This is a genomic window from Flavobacterium sp. GCM10022190 (assembly GCF_042656445.1).
Classification (GTDB): domain Bacteria; phylum Bacteroidota; class Bacteroidia; order Flavobacteriales; family Flavobacteriaceae; genus Flavobacterium; species Flavobacterium nitratireducens.
The window spans coordinates 817,588-834,373 of record NZ_JBHSOQ010000001.1 but is presented as its reverse complement, the minus strand read 5'-3'; the positions used below and the strand labels follow the sequence as shown (position 1 = coordinate 834,373).

The window sequence follows — 16,786 nt, the reverse complement described above, 5'->3', positions numbered from 1 at the left end:
TTATTTTTAATTACAAAGCACATTCAATTACATATATTCCTGAACCTAAGACAAATGAAGGTTTAATTTCATTTTCTATAACCTTCAACACCTGCTTAGCCTCCCCAAGGATTTTACCATTTATTTTGATGGCTGACTGTTTCGCCACAGGTAATTTTACCGTAGCAGTTGTATTAGCAGGAATAGTACATTTAAAATACAATTTTCCGTCTTTTTTCTCCCATTCCGATTTTATTTCTCCAAAAACCGAAGCATAACTTCCTTTTACAAAAGTCATACCTCCAACTATTTCAGGCTCTAAAAAGAAATGTTTAAAACCAGGATTCGCTTCATCAGGAACAATCCCAACTAAACTTTTATAAAACCATTCCTCAATTTGCCCCATCATAAAATGATTCCAGGAATTCCCTTTTCGCGGATCCCATTGTTCGGTTAAGGTGGTTAAGCCAAATTTAATCTGAAAACCATAACCAGGCGCATCATAGTGATTGTGCATTTTGTACATTACCTCATTCAATCCGTTATCTGCTAAAACCTGAAACAAATAACGATTCCCTACATCACCCGTTGTCAAACGATAATTTCTGACTTTGATATCCTTAACCAAATTATCCAAAACTGCCTGTTTGTTTTCCGTTGCTACCATATCTAAAAACAAAGGTACGGCATTAGAAAACTGACTTGCGGTTCCGTATTGTTTGGTCTTCTCATCAAAAAACTTGCCATTAAATGTATCTTTAACACTTTTTGCTAAATTTTCATAAAACACGATGTCTTCTGTCTTATTTAAATGTTTTGCCGCTTTCGCTACTAAGTCAATTCCGAAATAATAATGCGAAGTTGCTGATAGTGCAATCGGGCTGTTTTTAGAATAACCCGCTGCATGTTCGCCGTAATCATACCAATCACCCAAACCATAGGAAACGATACCGCTTTCAGCCTTAGAAGTCAGGTAATCCACGTATTTTTTCATCACAGGATAAAAAGTTCGCAACAAAGAATCATCACCATAATATTCATAGTACATCCAAGGCAAAATTACCCCTGTAACACCCCATTCCGGTGAATCAGTAAAATCACCACCAAAAACTACGTATTCAGGAGCAATCGTAGGAATCATACCGTTTTCACGTTGGGCATCGGCAATGTTTTGCATGATTGCCGGAATATAATTTCTCAAATTGTAATTGAAAATCAAGCCCGGTCCATTCAGATGGGCTTCTTCCAGCCAGCCTAATTTTTCACGGTGCGGACAATCCGTCAACACCGATTGAAAATTACTTTTGATAGCATTATTAATCAATTCGTGGGTTCTGTTGAAAATCTCGTTGGAAGAAGTAAAACTTCCCGTCTTTCCTGCCGAATTATAAATAAAATTGGATTTTAAATCCAGAATTGTTGGTAAAGAAGCGTCTTTCATTTCTTTGTAATTCGCTCCTTCAACTTGTATGTATTGGTACCCATAATAACTAAATCTAGGATGCCATTCTTCCACGCCTTCGCCTTTCAAAGTATATTCAAAGTAATACGGTTTACCGGAACGTCCCTGACCCACGGTGCCATCATCATTTAAACCTTCACCAACCCAAAGACGTACTTTTTGTCCTTTTTTACCCTGCACTTTAATCGTTGGAAAACCGGAAAGATTTTGCCCCATATTAAATACACGAACACCTGACTGTGGTTCGGTCACCGCTTTTACGCCAAATTGTTCTTCTACTTGTACCGGAGTCGTTTGTTGCGCTCGTAAAACCCCTTTGGGTGCTTCCTGAATCACAACCGGATTCCAATTGGCATCGTTAAATCCTTTCGAATCCCAGCCTTTTTGTTCTAAATTGGCATTGTAATCTTCTCCTCCAAAAATACTATTGAAAGTAATTGGACTCTTGGAATATTTCCAGCTTTTATCCGTTTTAATAATTTGTTCCGAACCATCTTCATAAACCACTTTCATTTTTAAGAACAAGGTTGGAGGACCAAAACTCACGAAGAATTTCGCATACCTTTCGGCAATCATATTGTACATTCCATTCCCTAACAATACTCCAATGACATTTTCGCCTTTTGCCAAATCATTCGCACTAATTTCATAGGCATTGTAATAAACAGTCTTATCATAATCCGTCCATAAAGGCGCAAACACGCTATTCCCTACTTTTTTACCATTCAAAGTCAGTTCGTAATGCCCCAATCCAGAAACATAAACCACTGCTTCTTTTATTTTTTTCGAAATAATGAATGCTTTTCGCAATTGAATACTTCTACGAGCCAATGAATCGGTAGCATCGACTATGGCCTGTCTTTTTTCTTTTTTGAAAGTGGCAGTATGGTAATTTCTGCCTTCCGGCAAATGACTATCTGCCTTAGTAATGGCTCCAATCCAAGTAGGATTCAAATCGGATGGTTGGGTTCTGAAATAAGCCGTTGCACTCCATTTGGAAGCCTTATTCTCATTCAACCAAACTCTGACTTTCCAGAAATATTTGGTTTCGATTTTTAATGCTTTTCCTTGGTAAACCACATTTTGACTGGCATCCGAATTTATTTTACCACTATCCCAAACATCGCCTATATTCTTCTTTAGTTTCTCTTCGGAAGAAGCAACTAATATTTGATAAGCCTGTTGCGACACATTATACGTTTTTGAAGATAATTGCCAACTAAAATTAGCCGTTTTGTCAATTGCCAACGGATTGGTTGCATTATTACAAATTAAATGTTGTACCGTAACTTGAGCTTTAGTGGTAAAAGCAACTAATAGAAAAAATAATATGGATTTTAAATGTTTCATCATTTCTAGTTTCACGCAGTCCCGATAGCTATCGGGATCAGATATGCACAGATTATAGATTGTGATTTTTCAATTAAACCATTAAGACATTAAGTTAAATTAAGCAAAAACTAAATTTCCTTAATTTCTTAATGGTAAAAACTATTATAACTTTTTAGTCACCAAAGATTTAATATTAAAAACCGCTTCTGGAATTAATTTTCCTGTATCCGGTAAATCCACAAAATCAGGGGTATCCGGTTCGGTATCTGGATTTGGGGTATGACGTTGCTCACCGGTACGAAACATAATTCGTGCAATTCCATCAACCGGAGCATAAAATATCTTAGGGGTTTCTTTACCCTCATTCACTTGAATCGTATACGAACGGGAAGTAGCATCTAATTTCGCAGTCAGTTTGTACTCTTTGCCTGCTTCATATTTGCCCAAACCACCATGACGAGCTCCGTGTTTTACTTTTATTTCACCATCTGAATCGAATACAATTCGAATAGCAGGAAGCCCTTGTTTATTTTGGAATTCTACCTGTAAAAGTCCGTGGTTATTTTGCTCAGGAACAACTATAAAAGAAGCTTCCATTTTTTGAGCAAAAGGAATCACGCGCTCCACACGAGCGTAATCAAAAGCATCATGATCACGTAATGTTAAGGTTTTTTGACCATCGGCTTTCTTTTCAATTTTGGCGGAAGCCCAAGACAAATCATAAGTATTCCATAATTTTAATTCTTCGCCATTAGGCAAATTATTAAAAACATCATTGGCATTCTCTTTTACTTCACTGGTTACCGGAACCGGAATAGAAGCTACCCAAATATCCTCTTTGTTCACACTATAACTCACCCAAAGTTTGCCATCAGGGGGTGTTCCATTGCCTTCCAAAATTCCGCGTACATATTGCGGTCCGGCCGATTTATAGTTACCACCGTATCGCATCGGACTGATTTCGCCGTGAACTAACAATAAATCTTTATAAGTCAATCCATCATCTGAAGTTGAAATAGCTAATGGCCAACGGTATTCCGAAGGATTATAAACCGTTGCATAACGATTATCAGACGTTTTTTGTCCCCAGATTTTCGCATTGCTATTTACAAAACCCGGTGCTCTCAAAGGCACATATTCCCAGGTTTTACCCTCATCTTTACTGATAGAAGTTAGCGCAAATTTCCAAAGTCCGACTACATTTCCATTTGACAAATGATAATAATTAAAGGCTTTGTATTGTTTTTTTAACGGAATTAATTCGTCTTCTCTGTCGGCTTCTTCCACCCATTGTTGCATCAACAAAGGCTTAGAGAGCAATTCGTCGCAGGCTTTGATAAATTTCTTGTCTTTACTCTTTTTATAAAATGGAAAAGTCGTTGGTAATGGATTTGCTGTTTTGTTGTATCGAATAAAATAAATTGGCCCAAAACTACCGTCCTTGTAAATTTCTCTTACTACACGACCAATTCCTTTTCCGTCATTTGGATCGTCTTTTTTATCCATGGCTACACCATAATAGCCCAGAGAAAGTAATCGGTTATCCGAAGAAACATAAAATCCCATGCGCTGGTGCATGATGGCGTCAAGGTTTTTAGCCACACCTTCCACTTCTGCTTTTTTAAATCCGTCAGGAACGCGATATATTGGGAAAAGTACCTGAGGTTTTGTCCAGTTGACTCCATCTTTTGAAGTCATTACAAAGGTTTGACTCGGAGGAATGTGTTCTCCCGAAGGGTCGCTCAAATAATGCAAATAAAAGGTGTTGTTCCAATAGGCCATCATCGACTGATGGTTATAGGTCCAGCCAAAACCATCCGCTTTTTCCGGATGTTCACGGCTGGCGCGCATAATTTGCGTAGCGTGAACCCCAACTGCCGGACTCAATTGCCCATGATGATAATCTACATTAGAAAGTGTTTTTCCAACGTATTTGATGGTGTCATTTTGCGCAACTGCAGTAATACAACTTGCCATTGTAACTGCTGCTGCTAAAATACTTCCTTTTATATTTAAGAATGTTTTCATTATTTTCTATTTTCAATTAAAGCTTTCAAAGTTTTCTTTGAAATAGTGGTAATTGTTCCGTGTTTATGCCCTTCCGGTAATTGAATTTGCGAAGACACATCTTCAAATTTTTTAAAGTCGAAAGTCTTTAATGCTTTATAATTTTTCGCTCCGTAATTATCGTAATAAATCAACCAATAATTGTCTTTGTGTAAAACCGTTGGGCCTTCCGACAAATGATCGGTAAATGGTTCAGAGATATTTTCAAATGGTCCAAGAGGCGATTTTGCAAAAGCCACTTTGATGTTTCGCATTGGTCGGGTATTGTCTTTTAAAACCAAGACATAATCGTTCTTAGCTCTTTTTAAAAGTACGCAATCAATAACTGAAAAACCAGGATCTAAGAATAATTTAGTATCCGAAAATGTTTTGAAATCTTTAGTGGTTACATAATACATGCGGTGGTTGTTCTTTTCTTCTTCCTGTCCTTTTGGATAACGAAAAGGAATGGTTGAAGCCCAAATGATGATGTATTGCTCGTTTTCATCATCATAAAAAATTTCAGGTGCCCAAACATTTACTACTTCCGGTTCGTGTTTCATCACCGGAATGTATTGTTGCTTTGACCAATGGATTAAATCCTTTGAACTGGCATAGCCAAATCCGTTTCCACCTTTCCAGTCGGTTGTCCAAACCATATGATACACGCCATCTTTAGCTCTCACGATAGATGGATCACGCATGATTTTAGTGGCACTATTACCTATTTCCGGCTTTAGAAACGAACCTTCTAATCCGTTCCAATGGTAACCATCCTGACTGTAAGCCAAATGCAAACCATCGGTAGCTGGTTCTCTGAAAGAAGTAAATAGATACGCCTCTTTTGAATTGGAACAACTCAAAATTGTGAAACTTACAATTAGTATGATGATAATTTTTTTCATGCGCTTTGTTTTATTCCACTACCGCAGTTGGATTCAGGGTTGCACCTTTGTTCACTGCTTTTTTTACATTATTAAAAATGTTATTCTTCAAAAAGATTCCTTTAGTCTTAACACCATCGACATCTAAGAAAACATCCGTAGTAAACATTGGAAAATTATTCGTTATCGCCATATTAGAAACATCCGTTAGCTTAATCAATGGAGTATTTGCAATAGGTTTCATAGTGGCTACATTGTCTAAAATTAAATTGGATGAATTTTCGATTTCGAAAGAAGCCCCCATTTTAGTGGTAACTTTTACATCGTGAAATTCAACATTATCTGTGGTGTTCAATGTAAATCCGTCTTCAGACTGAATATTTATGTTCGAAAAAGAAATATTTTGAACTGGCATTTCAGTAATTCCAACAATAGATCCTGCCTTTTTAACATCGGTTCCTGTTAAATTACTGATGTGAATGTTTCTAAAAATAGGTGTTCGTTCTGAAACTGGTTCTTCTTTGCTAGATTTATCATAAAACAAATCCATGATAATAGCATTTTCTTTGATGTTTTTCATCACGATATTGTCTACTCGAATATCTTCTACCACACCGCCACGACCACGAGCCGATTTCAAACGGATTCCTCTGTCGGTTCCATCAAAAACACAGTTAGAAATGGTGATTTTTTTGATGCCGCCCGACATTTCGCTACCAATAACAACACCACCATGACCGCTTAGCATAGTACAGTTGGTAATTGTTACATTTTCGGTAGCTACGCCATATTTACGACCGTCTTCATCGCGACCGGATTTAATCGTAATACAGTCATCGCCTACGCTAATATGACAATTGGAAATATGCACATTTTTGCAAGAAGAAGGATTAATACCATCCGTATTAGGTGAATGCGGGTTATTGATAGTAATTCCTGTAATGGTGATGTTCTCACAAAACTCCGGATTAATCGTCCAGAAAGGGGAATTTTGAAAAGTAACTCCTTCGATTAAAATGTTTTTACAATTGAGTGTTTGGAAAAAAGAAGGTCTGAAAAAATGCTTATCAATCGTTCTTTTATAATAGGCTTCATATTTGATTCCCGGATTTTGTTCCACCCACATGGTTTGATATTTTGTTGGAGGAATTGGACCTTTGGCCGTTTCAATTCGGTACACCTCATTCCACCAAGCTTTACCTTGACCATCGATAATCCCTCTTCCCTGAATACTGATATTCTCCACATCTTTGGCATAAAATAAGGGCTTAAATGTTTTCATCATCAAACCTTCGTAACGCATTTCGACATAAGGTAAATAGTCATCAAAATTGTCAGAGAATTTCAAAACGGCTCCGGCATCCAGATAAATACTGATGTTACTTTTGAATTGAATAGGTCCTGTCAAATAATTTCCAGCAGGAAAAAAGATTGTTCCTCCGCCATTGGCAGCCGCTTTTTCTATGGCTTTCTGAATGGCTTTGGTACACAAAATTCCTTTGTTGTTTCCACCTTCGTTCAAGATATTAATCCAACCTTCTTTTGCGAAAGCGAAATTAAATCCTGTAAAAAGGCAGAGTACTATAAGTAATGATTTAATTTTCATAGTCTTTTATTTTTCACGCAGATTTTGCAGATTTGCGCAGATTCATTTTCATTTTTGTCATCCTTTTGAGATTCCTTGTTCCTCGGTATAACAAGATTTTAGCTACTTGGAAGTTAAAACTAAAACCCAGTCGTTTCCATCTACTTTTTCTCCTGGAGGATTAAAATCCTGAACCCCTTTATTAGCAAATAACCCAATTGTTTTTTCTTTACCGTTTCTAGGATTAAACCAGGAAGCCTTTACTTTATCTCCTTGAATTACACCCATATTCAGAATGATATTTTTACCATTGTAGGTATAAGCCAGCGCATAATCTTTTCCGCGTGTAGCTGCTATGTAATTGTATTTCACTCCCTGATTGGCTACCATCGATTCGTCCGGTATTCTATCATTAAAATTAAATCTCAAAATCAGTTTTTTTACATATTGCATTTGGCCAGCTCCCGGAGCATTTAACTCATCACTCCAAATGGCTTTGTTTCCATATGCCCCTTTCTTTTCCCCTTTGTGAAACATCTGCATTACAGCATTATTCCCATACGTAAATCCAGCACCACCTGCAAAAACAGACCAATAGGCATATCTTCTTAAATCCTGATCTTTCCATTTTGGTTGCAAAGTATCATGTAAACCATGAGGAATTCCCTCGTAAGATGGTTCTCCATCCAATGTTGGCTTAGTTGGTTTTAAAGCATAATCTCTCAAAACAAATTTGTAATTGTCTTCTTTGAACGAATTAGGCAAGGTATCCTGATCATATCTACGATGACCGGATTGGAACATATTAAAATCCAACCATTTGGCATTGTGATAATTCTCAGATGAATCGGTACGTCCAAAAGGATGGAAAGTCACTAACTGATTGGTATTATTTTTCAATATATTTCCAATGGCATTCCAGATATCGGTGAATTTATCCCCATAAGTATCTCCTCCATTTAACCAAATCACATTGGTTCTATTTTTATATCTATCCGCTAAAAACTGTGCGTATTTTTCAACATCTGTTTTGGTTACTTTGCTGTCTTTACTGCTAATATTAGTTCCCCAAACTGGCACCATCGCCAAGTAAATTCCGTTCTTTTGAGCCACATCCAGTGCATAATCAACATGGTCCCAAAAATCATATTCAGCAAGATTTTTGAAATCATTTCCAGCTTTAGTCAACGGTTTTGAAACATTTCCATCTACTAAAGCATAATCGCCATAGACATTTTTTACAGCTAGCGTATGCAAAACCATCACCTGAATTACATTGTAGCCTTTTTTCTTTCTGTCCTGAAAATAGGTATTCAATTCTTCACGACTTAATTTTCCAAAAGTCAACCAACCGGTATCGGCTAACCAAAAGAATGGTTTTCCGTCTTCGGTTTGAAAATAATGTGGATTTTGTTTAGATACTTCCAGTTTTAATAATTCCTTTGATTGTGAATTTCCTTTTTCTGCCATTAACATTAGTAGTAAAGACATCAAAAGAGTAACTGAAAAATTTAACTTTAGTTTCATTCTTAAATTCGTTTAATTTTTATTTTTTTAAAATAAATAACACTTTATCATTCGTATCCTTCGCAGGTATAACCACTGTTTTCCCTCCGGCTAAAGTTTCTTTTTTAGTAACATTTCCAGTAGTCGTATTGATTGTATAGACTTCGAAAGTTCCCTTGTATTTGCTAAGGTCTAAAGACACCTCCTGTGGATTTTTGACATAGTACAAATAACTTTGTCCTTTGTTTTCTAATTTCCAAATAGCGTCCTGATAATTATTTCCGGCAACCAATTGCATAGTAGCAATAGCCTGATAGAATTCAGGAAGTGCTACTTTTGGCAATGCTGGTAAAGAAGCGCCACCCATCAAAGCAGCCCATCCAAAACGAGGCGAACCATCAGTAGAATATAAAACTACTTTGTCCGGATATTTCTCGCGATACTCACGAACGGCACGATACACCTGTTCGTCCGTTTCTTTTCCTACTTTCATTAATCGGGCGTGCTGTCTTGGTGCTAAATTTTTTCCGCCTTCGGGAGCATAGGCCGTTCCATCCTCTTTGTAATACCAATATCGAATATCAATTACATCTACCTTTTTGGCTCTTTGTGCGTCATTCAAAATAGCATCCTGAACATCTTTGGTCGCACTTAAACCAATGATTGCTTTTTTAGCAGTTTCGTCTTTCCATTTTTGAACTTCATCCAACCAAAACTGCATAAAGTGTAACGGTCCTGTATATTCGGCGCTTGTTAACTGAATTACATTAGAATTGTTTTCGAAATTTTCTAAGCTCTTACGAATGAATCCCTGATGTAATTTTTTACGTGCCTGATTATTGACATCGTAAAATTGTTCTGCCATGAAAATACGTTTGTCTCCGGCATAAGGTGGCGGTTCAGGGAATCCAGTTTGGTTTACATTATTGGCTGAACGCCAAGGTGAACTAGACCAATGCGCCCCTGCTTCGATAATATTGTGTTGGAAATATTGTTGGTTCACTAATAGTTGACCTTGGGTTTCCGCTAAATTGGCAAAACGAGCCAAACGATCCCAATACCAATTATTAAACTTAGTCAAATCATATTTACTCAATTGATCCCAAGCCAAACCTTCGCCTGATCTTGCAAATGGTTGCTCGTAAAATGGAGGCCAAACATCTGAATCAAAACGACGTACACGCTCGTGATCATCCATACGACGCTCGTACCATAAACCATAATTATGCTCTAAGGCAACCGTATTGTGTTCTTTTAGATAAGACACCACATCCTCAATATTATCGGTCAATCCGGTTCCTCTTCGACCCGGAACATATCGGGTAACATGCGGAAGTGCTTTCGACAAATCGCTATTTCTAAGGCTTCCTCTCCACCAAGGCACACTCAAACGTGCTCCAGTCATTAATTTACCATCATAAGTAAGCCAGCCGTTTTTAACAATGACTTTGGACGAATTTATATTCGAATTCTGAGCATCAAGTTTTAAATCATTGGCATTTTTAAGTCCTGAAGGATTCGTGTTTATCGGATTTAATAGGGATACTTCAGCAATCCATTCTTGTAACGTTTTGGTAATGGTAGCAGCTTTGTTAGTTAATTCCTGAGCAACATCAACCGATGGACTGGATGAAGGTTCAGAACCTAAATCAAAAACATAGGGATTAACAGGAAGTTTTTCCAAGCGGTTTTCTAATTGGGCATAGAACAAACTTCTTGGAGAAATGTGGTTGTTTACATCCTTCCAATGTCCATCTCCTGCCATTATTCCACCCCAAACACCAAAAGCCCAGTTGTGAGCCGTTGGAGGATTGTAACAATCTATTCTGGAAGCCGAAGTTTCCCAAATCACACTATTAGCAGCCGTCCATCCAGCACCTCGACCATTTTGTTCTCTGTTGTTATAGCTAATGGCGTGACCATCTACATAAGAAACATCAAAAAGTACGCCCGTTGACCAACTTCCAATGGCTCCACTATTACTAAAAGGCAAATACGATTCGCATTGAATAAAAACATTAGGACCAGTAGTTCCAAAACCGCCTACAGCAAAATCATGATACCCGTTTTCAGAATAACATCTTTGAAACAAGGTTTGTTGTCCTTCGGTATAAAAAGTATGTCTTCTAAAAGCTGCAATCTCTGAAATTGGCTCTGTAGCCATACAATCTTCAACAGTAATTTGTTGGGATGATTTTAAAACAGAAACTGCACCTCCTGCAAAATGTTTAAAGCTAACTTGTTTTACCCATGCATTTCTGGTGTTTTCAATACTGATAGCCTGCCATCTGTGCTCTTCGTCTTTAGGATTAGAAACATCATAGGTAGATTTCATCAAAATATTCTCAATTCCAATATTTTCTATTCGACCTGACCAAGTGTAAATAGTTACTTTGGTATCGCCATATTTAGTATCCAAAGCCATCGTTAAAGGAGCATTTAAAGTCACTTCATTTCCATTAACTTGCTTCACAACTCGATTCCAACTAATATCCCAATCGTTTTTTTTCCAACCTACCCAAGCGGTTTCGGCACCAAAATCGTCCATTTTTAATTCTTTGATCCAGGAATCGGTTAAGGGTCTACTGATGATAATTTCATCGGTAGCTCTTAATTTGGCTGCGTTTTTCAATTGGATTTTTTGAGTTCCAAGTGGTGTATAAACAGTGTTTATTTCAAAACTTTCGCCTAATTTTTTATCATCCACTCCTAAAACACGAATCACTGATTCTCTTTTCAAACCAGTTCCTAAAAGTACAGTTCCGTTTTCATTGTTCCCGCTTCCGCGTAACACCACACCTGATTTACGGATGAATAAAGTTCCGCTTACTTTAAAAGTTCCTTTATCTAAAAGAACTGCTCCTCTAAATCCTGATTTATTAGGCTTTAAATTACTCACATAATCTAATGCAGCTTGTATTTTTTGGGTAGCATCTTGTTCTTGTTTTGGAACAAAAATCTTGTTATCAATATTCGGAATTGCATTTTCAGAAGCCATATAACCGGCATACGAAAAATCAAGAATCTGATTGCCTAATGCATCAGCAGTGACTACAATTTTATTCTTGGCTTTTATTTCAATATCAGGAAATTTCTCTTGAGCAACTAGACTCATAGAAAAGAATAACCAACTGTACAAGGACAGCTTAAATACAGAAAGAGCATTACTATTGTTTGATAAAATAGAATTCATTGTAAAAAATTTACTGAGCTGTAATTTAGCTATTTCAAAAAGACATTTAGATACAAATTCAATTATTTTCTATTGCTAACCAATCTATTAATTTGATTAGTTCCAAATCGTTAAATACGTATCACGATTAATATGTAATACACTTAATTACTCTTCAAAGACTTATGGAGCAATTAATATTGTATTACTTTTTATTCTTTTCTCTTTCTTCTAATCTTTTATGCCAGTCTGCGCTTTCTTTATTCAAATCATAACCTTGTTTAGAAAGGTAATTATTGATTCTTCCTTTGTATTTTCCAAACCAACCATGTTTCTCTTTTGATGAACCTCCATCCATAGCATGTTCTCGGGCTTCTACTAAAGCTTCGTAGATATACTTTTTTTGAGCAGCTGTTAGATTAGGCAACATATCGTTGTAACCCGCTACTGTAATTGGAAGAACACCATAAGTCATTCCGTCTTTTACTTGATTAATTTGATCAGCATTTAATTTTTTCCCTAATTTTTTTAAGTAGGATTTGTGCAATAAGGCTATATTTTTGTCTGCCTCTTTTTTTAATTTATCGATTGCTTGTTGTTGCTTTTCTTTTTCGGTTATCGTTTTCTTGATTGCTGCAATTTGAGCATCACGCCCTTCGTGAATCTTTGCCAAAGAACGATATTGTTCGGCTATGATATCTCTTACTGCTAATTGGTCTTTAGCCGATTTAATTTTAAGGTCGTTAACAATTTTTTGTGCTCTTTCATTGGTCACTTTTACATATTCTACATCATTAGCATTCTGAGCTAAAACAACATTAGAAGCGACAAATAGCATCAATGCTACTACAATTTTTTTATATGTTTTCATCCATTTTTTATTTAAAATTTAATTCCTATAAAGCAAAATTCTTGCCCTATCAAACACTGACAGAGCAAGAAATATGCCTATTATCATCAAATTATTTCTTATACTCTGCTAATCCTTGACCTAATTTAGCCAAAGTATCTTCATTATTATCCAAGTTTTTCCAATCTACTTTTTTAGTAGGATCGATACCGTTAATATATTTTTCGATATTAGTATATCCATCTCCATTAATATCGCCATTAGCATCAGAAGCATCATTAGGATTCAAACCGTATTTTTTCTCCCATTCATCTGGCATTCCATCTTTATCAGAATCTTTATAGGCCTTTCCTTTGTATTCTGGATAACCACCTACTTGAGAAATATCAGTAATAATTCCTAATTTGTATGAATCCATCGGTAAACGACGGTGCTCAAACTGGTAGAAAGTTTTTTTCTCTAAACCTTTAGCATATTCAGGAACACCTGTTTTAACTACTCTTATAATGCGAGTATCAACTGGATCTCTCAAAGGTAAATTAGCTCCTACATTTTTAAGTACATAATCATACGTTTCATCAGCACTCATAAACTTTTTTAACCATGGCATTGGAAAAGGTTTATCAAATTTCATTTTAGGAAAATAGGTTGACGCTTCTTCAAATGACATTTGCTCTCCCTTTTTATTTTCCATTTGAACACCACCATTCCAATTGTCTTTAGTAACTTTTTCATTGCCCTCAACTTTATTTCCATTTACATATGCTCTTCCAAAAACCATGTACGGCAATTTACTTCTTCCTGATTCTGGTTTCAAAATTCGATAGCTAATAGGCTCGTCTTTGTTCGTAGCAGGACCCGGTTTAAAATAGTTGTTGATAATATTATACTGAGCGGTATAATCTCCTCCATCAATAGAACGATTTACCCAGTTAAAAATAACGTTATTAGCAAAATTGAAAATTCCGTTCCAACCAATAGAAGGATTTCTTCCCGTATTACAAGACCATAAGTTTCTTATAAAGGAACAATTTTCACCTCCTAATGTACTTCCAAAAGCATGATTGTAAGTATCCAATCCTTCTGCAAATAAACTATTTTGAATAGTAACATTCACAATGCCCATTTTCTTTTCAGGACCACCTGTTTCATCATCATACATATGGCGATAGAAAGACATATTTTCGTCTAATCCCCAAGTTGCCGAAACGTGGTCGATAATTACATTACCTACAGGATTTCCACCAATAGCATCATCACGTCGACCAACGAATGTTTCTCCTCTTCGGAAACGCATATGACGAATTACTACATCATGGGTATTAACCCAAATCGTTTCACCTGCCACACAAATTCCGTCACCAGGAGCTGTCTGACCTGCAATAGTTACGTAAGGAGCACGTACAATTAATGGACTTTTTAATTTGATAATTCCAGAGACATTAAATACAATTATTCTTGCACCACCCTGTTCTAAAGCTTCACGCAAAGTACCAGGCCCTCTATCTTCAAGGCTAGTAACTGTTAAGACTTTACCGCCATGACCTCCAAAACTATACATACCTCCTCCTTCTGCACCCGGAAAAGCAGGAATATCAGCCTGTGGTAAATCGGTAGGTCTTGACGCCCAAGGAACAAATGGTTTACCCTGTGCCGCTTCTTGTTCTACAATAACCTTAGCTTTTTCCCAAGCCTCATTAGAAAGCTTTTCAGCCTCCGCCTTAATCGCATTTTCTCTCGCCTGCACTTCAGGTGAAATTTTTGGGTATTGTGCAAAACAATTCGCACTTCCCAAAACTAAAAAAGCCAATAAAAAATTTAATTTGTTCATTTTAAAGTAATTCTTAATTAATAAAAAACATTGGGTTAGAATTGCTATTTATTAAATTAAAATTTGGTAGTTAAAATTAGAAATGCCTGATTAATTTCAGGCATTTCTATTGTTGTATTATTTACTATTCTTGATAGTCATAAGTTCCCATAGTATTCGTAGCATCATTCCATCCTTTAGTTTGTATTAACCAAGGATTTTGGGATAAAACCGTAGCCGTAAGCCCAAAAAGGTAATAATTAGGTCTCCATAAAATATTAGTTGCAACACTACTTACATTATCCATTGGTGATGGAGGTGATTTTAACTCAAAGTTGGCGGTGTAAAATGCCGCTAAAGCATTTATTTGAGTTGTAAAGTTAGCATTATCAGGATCTACTGAAATAGCTGCACGTGCTGAAGTTAAAGGGTCTGTACCTACAGCGCTTAAGGCTTTACAATGCAAATAGTTACCTATACGTTGTGTCCCGTTTATAGCAGGAATATTAAGTTTTGTATTTGTATTATCAACATTTACAGAACTATCATCACTATATAACATCCAACGTTGTACGTCCCAGAAACGTTTTCCTTCATAAGCTAACTCAACTCTACGCTCATACAAAACTGCCTCAAGAGCGGCATATTTATCAGCTAAAGTTCCAATTCCATAATTATTTGTAGAAGGTATACCAACACGATTTCTTATTTTACCTAAATACACCAGCGTATTTGCAACATCTCCTTTTGCAGCATAACATTCAGCAATGTTTAACAACAACTCGGCAAAACGGTATTCCATAATATCCGTACCTGAATACTGAAAATTTGAAGTGTTACTTACCGTCGGACTAGACATTTTACGAACGAAAGCAGGACTTGGCACATCATTACCCATACTAAAACCAAAAGATGTTGAAGTAGTAGTTGGTGCCCAACGATAAGCCCAAACGGTTGGTTGAGTTGTATTTCCAAGTGAATTAGTATATGGCCAATAACATCCAGAAAAACCAAAAGTTCTATAAAAACGTGGATCACGTCCTTTAAAGAAAAGGAATGGATCATAACCATTAATAGCTGTTCCTGTAATATCATTCATAGGACGTGTCCCATCAGCCATAGGAAATAAATCAATCATTCTCTTCGGTACTTTTACACCCGAACCAGCTGCTCCACCCTGACTGGCTAATCTAATTGATTTTTCCCATCCATTATTTGAATATAATGCAGATGTACCATTTGCCAAAAGTTTAACAACAATTGCTTCACTATTCTTAGCATTATCGTTAATATAGAACATTTCAGCCCATTGTTTAGCATTTGTACCATATAAACCATATCCATCTGTCGTTAATTGGGTTTCAGCAGCTAAACTAGCAGCTAAAGCTGCATCCCAACGAGCAGTTGATGTGTCCCAATTTTTATTGAATAAAGGACTCGCATAAGTCAATAAAACTCTTGATTTTTGAGCCAATGCTGCACCTCGTGTGAAACGTCCATAATCAGATGCTCCCCAGTTTCCGGGTAACAATGTAGCAGCTAAATCTAAATCAGCTACAATTTGATTAACAGTTTCTGTAACTGTCGCTCTAGGTATTTTAATGGACTCATCAATAGAGTTAGCATCTGATACACTTGTCACAATTGGTACACCTCCATAGGTACGCATTAAATCAAAATACTGTATTGCACGTAGAAAATAAACCTGCCCTTTTATTTGATCACGAAAAGTCTGTGATAAAGCAGCTCCAACTCTATCTAAATTATCTAATAAAAAATTACAATCCCTAATTCTAGTATAAGGATTATTACTAAGAGTAGTACCAAGTTTATTCCCATAATAGCTGGATCCATCATCGGCATTTTGTAAAGTTACACCAGGATTAATAAGATTTGAAATCCCTCCTAATTCTTCAGTATAGGAAGTTTCAGTAGTTGTCCATGATGCCACTCTAATAGCTAGAGGAGATTTATAACCATCATAAAAATCATAATATAAATTATTCACATACTGATTTACACGAGTTTCGTTTTCTAAAAAACTCTCATCATAATATCTATATTGTTTTTTTTCTTCTAAAAAATCATCACTACAAGAAGAAAGCCCCATTATCAGTAATAATGAAACAGATATATATTTATTAAATATTGTTTTCATAT

Annotated in this window: 9 protein-coding genes; all 9 read right to left on the bottom strand. The window is 36.3% G+C overall.

All coding sequences use genetic code 11. The features are described 5' to 3' along the window. Positions 1-10 precede the first annotated feature (10 nt). Positions 11-2,791: a glycoside hydrolase family 78 protein gene (locus ACFPTQ_RS03555; protein ID WP_379773949.1), complete on the bottom strand. Its 2,781-nt coding sequence runs from the start codon at positions 2,789-2,791 to the stop codon at positions 11-13. Positions 2,792-2,935: 144 nt separating this feature from the next. Continuing rightward, on the bottom strand, positions 2,936-4,801 hold the full coding sequence (locus ACFPTQ_RS03550) for a six-hairpin glycosidase (RefSeq protein ID WP_379773947.1): 1,866 nt from the start codon (positions 4,799-4,801) through the stop codon (positions 2,936-2,938). Continuing rightward, complete coding sequence (locus ACFPTQ_RS03545) at positions 4,801-5,724, bottom strand: glycoside hydrolase family 43 protein (RefSeq protein ID WP_379773945.1); 924 nt, start codon at positions 5,722-5,724, stop codon at positions 4,801-4,803. The genes ACFPTQ_RS03550 and ACFPTQ_RS03545 overlap by 1 nt, the downstream gene beginning before the upstream one ends. Positions 5,725-5,734: 10 nt before the next feature. Further along, positions 5,735-7,309: a glycoside hydrolase family 28 protein gene (locus ACFPTQ_RS03540; RefSeq protein WP_379773943.1), complete on the bottom strand. Its 1,575-nt coding sequence runs from the start codon at positions 7,307-7,309 to the stop codon at positions 5,735-5,737. Between the two features lie 102 nt (positions 7,310-7,411). Further along, the gene (locus ACFPTQ_RS03535) at positions 7,412-8,815 is read right to left on the bottom strand and encodes a glycoside hydrolase family 140 protein (RefSeq protein WP_379773940.1); all 1,404 of its coding nucleotides are present in this window, start codon (positions 8,813-8,815) and stop codon (positions 7,412-7,414) included. A gap of 19 nt (positions 8,816-8,834) precedes the next feature. After that, positions 8,835-11,987, bottom strand: a complete 3,153-nt coding sequence (locus ACFPTQ_RS03530) for a DUF6298 domain-containing protein (RefSeq protein WP_379773937.1) — start codon at positions 11,985-11,987, stop codon at positions 8,835-8,837. A 184-nt stretch (positions 11,988-12,171) separates the two neighbouring features. Then, entirely contained in the window at positions 12,172-12,837 is a 666-nt protein-coding gene (locus ACFPTQ_RS03525) for a DUF3826 domain-containing protein (protein ID WP_379773934.1), read from the bottom strand. Positions 12,838-12,928: 91 nt separating this feature from the next. Then, positions 12,929-14,647 (bottom strand): polysaccharide lyase, encoded by a 1,719-nt coding sequence (locus tag ACFPTQ_RS03520; RefSeq protein ID WP_379773931.1) that lies wholly within the window; start codon positions 14,645-14,647, stop codon positions 12,929-12,931. A gap of 124 nt (positions 14,648-14,771) precedes the next feature. After that, on the bottom strand, positions 14,772-16,784 hold the full coding sequence (locus tag ACFPTQ_RS03515; RefSeq protein WP_379773929.1) for a RagB/SusD family nutrient uptake outer membrane protein: 2,013 nt from the start codon (positions 16,782-16,784) through the stop codon (positions 14,772-14,774). Between the last annotated feature and the right edge of the window lie 2 nt (positions 16,785-16,786).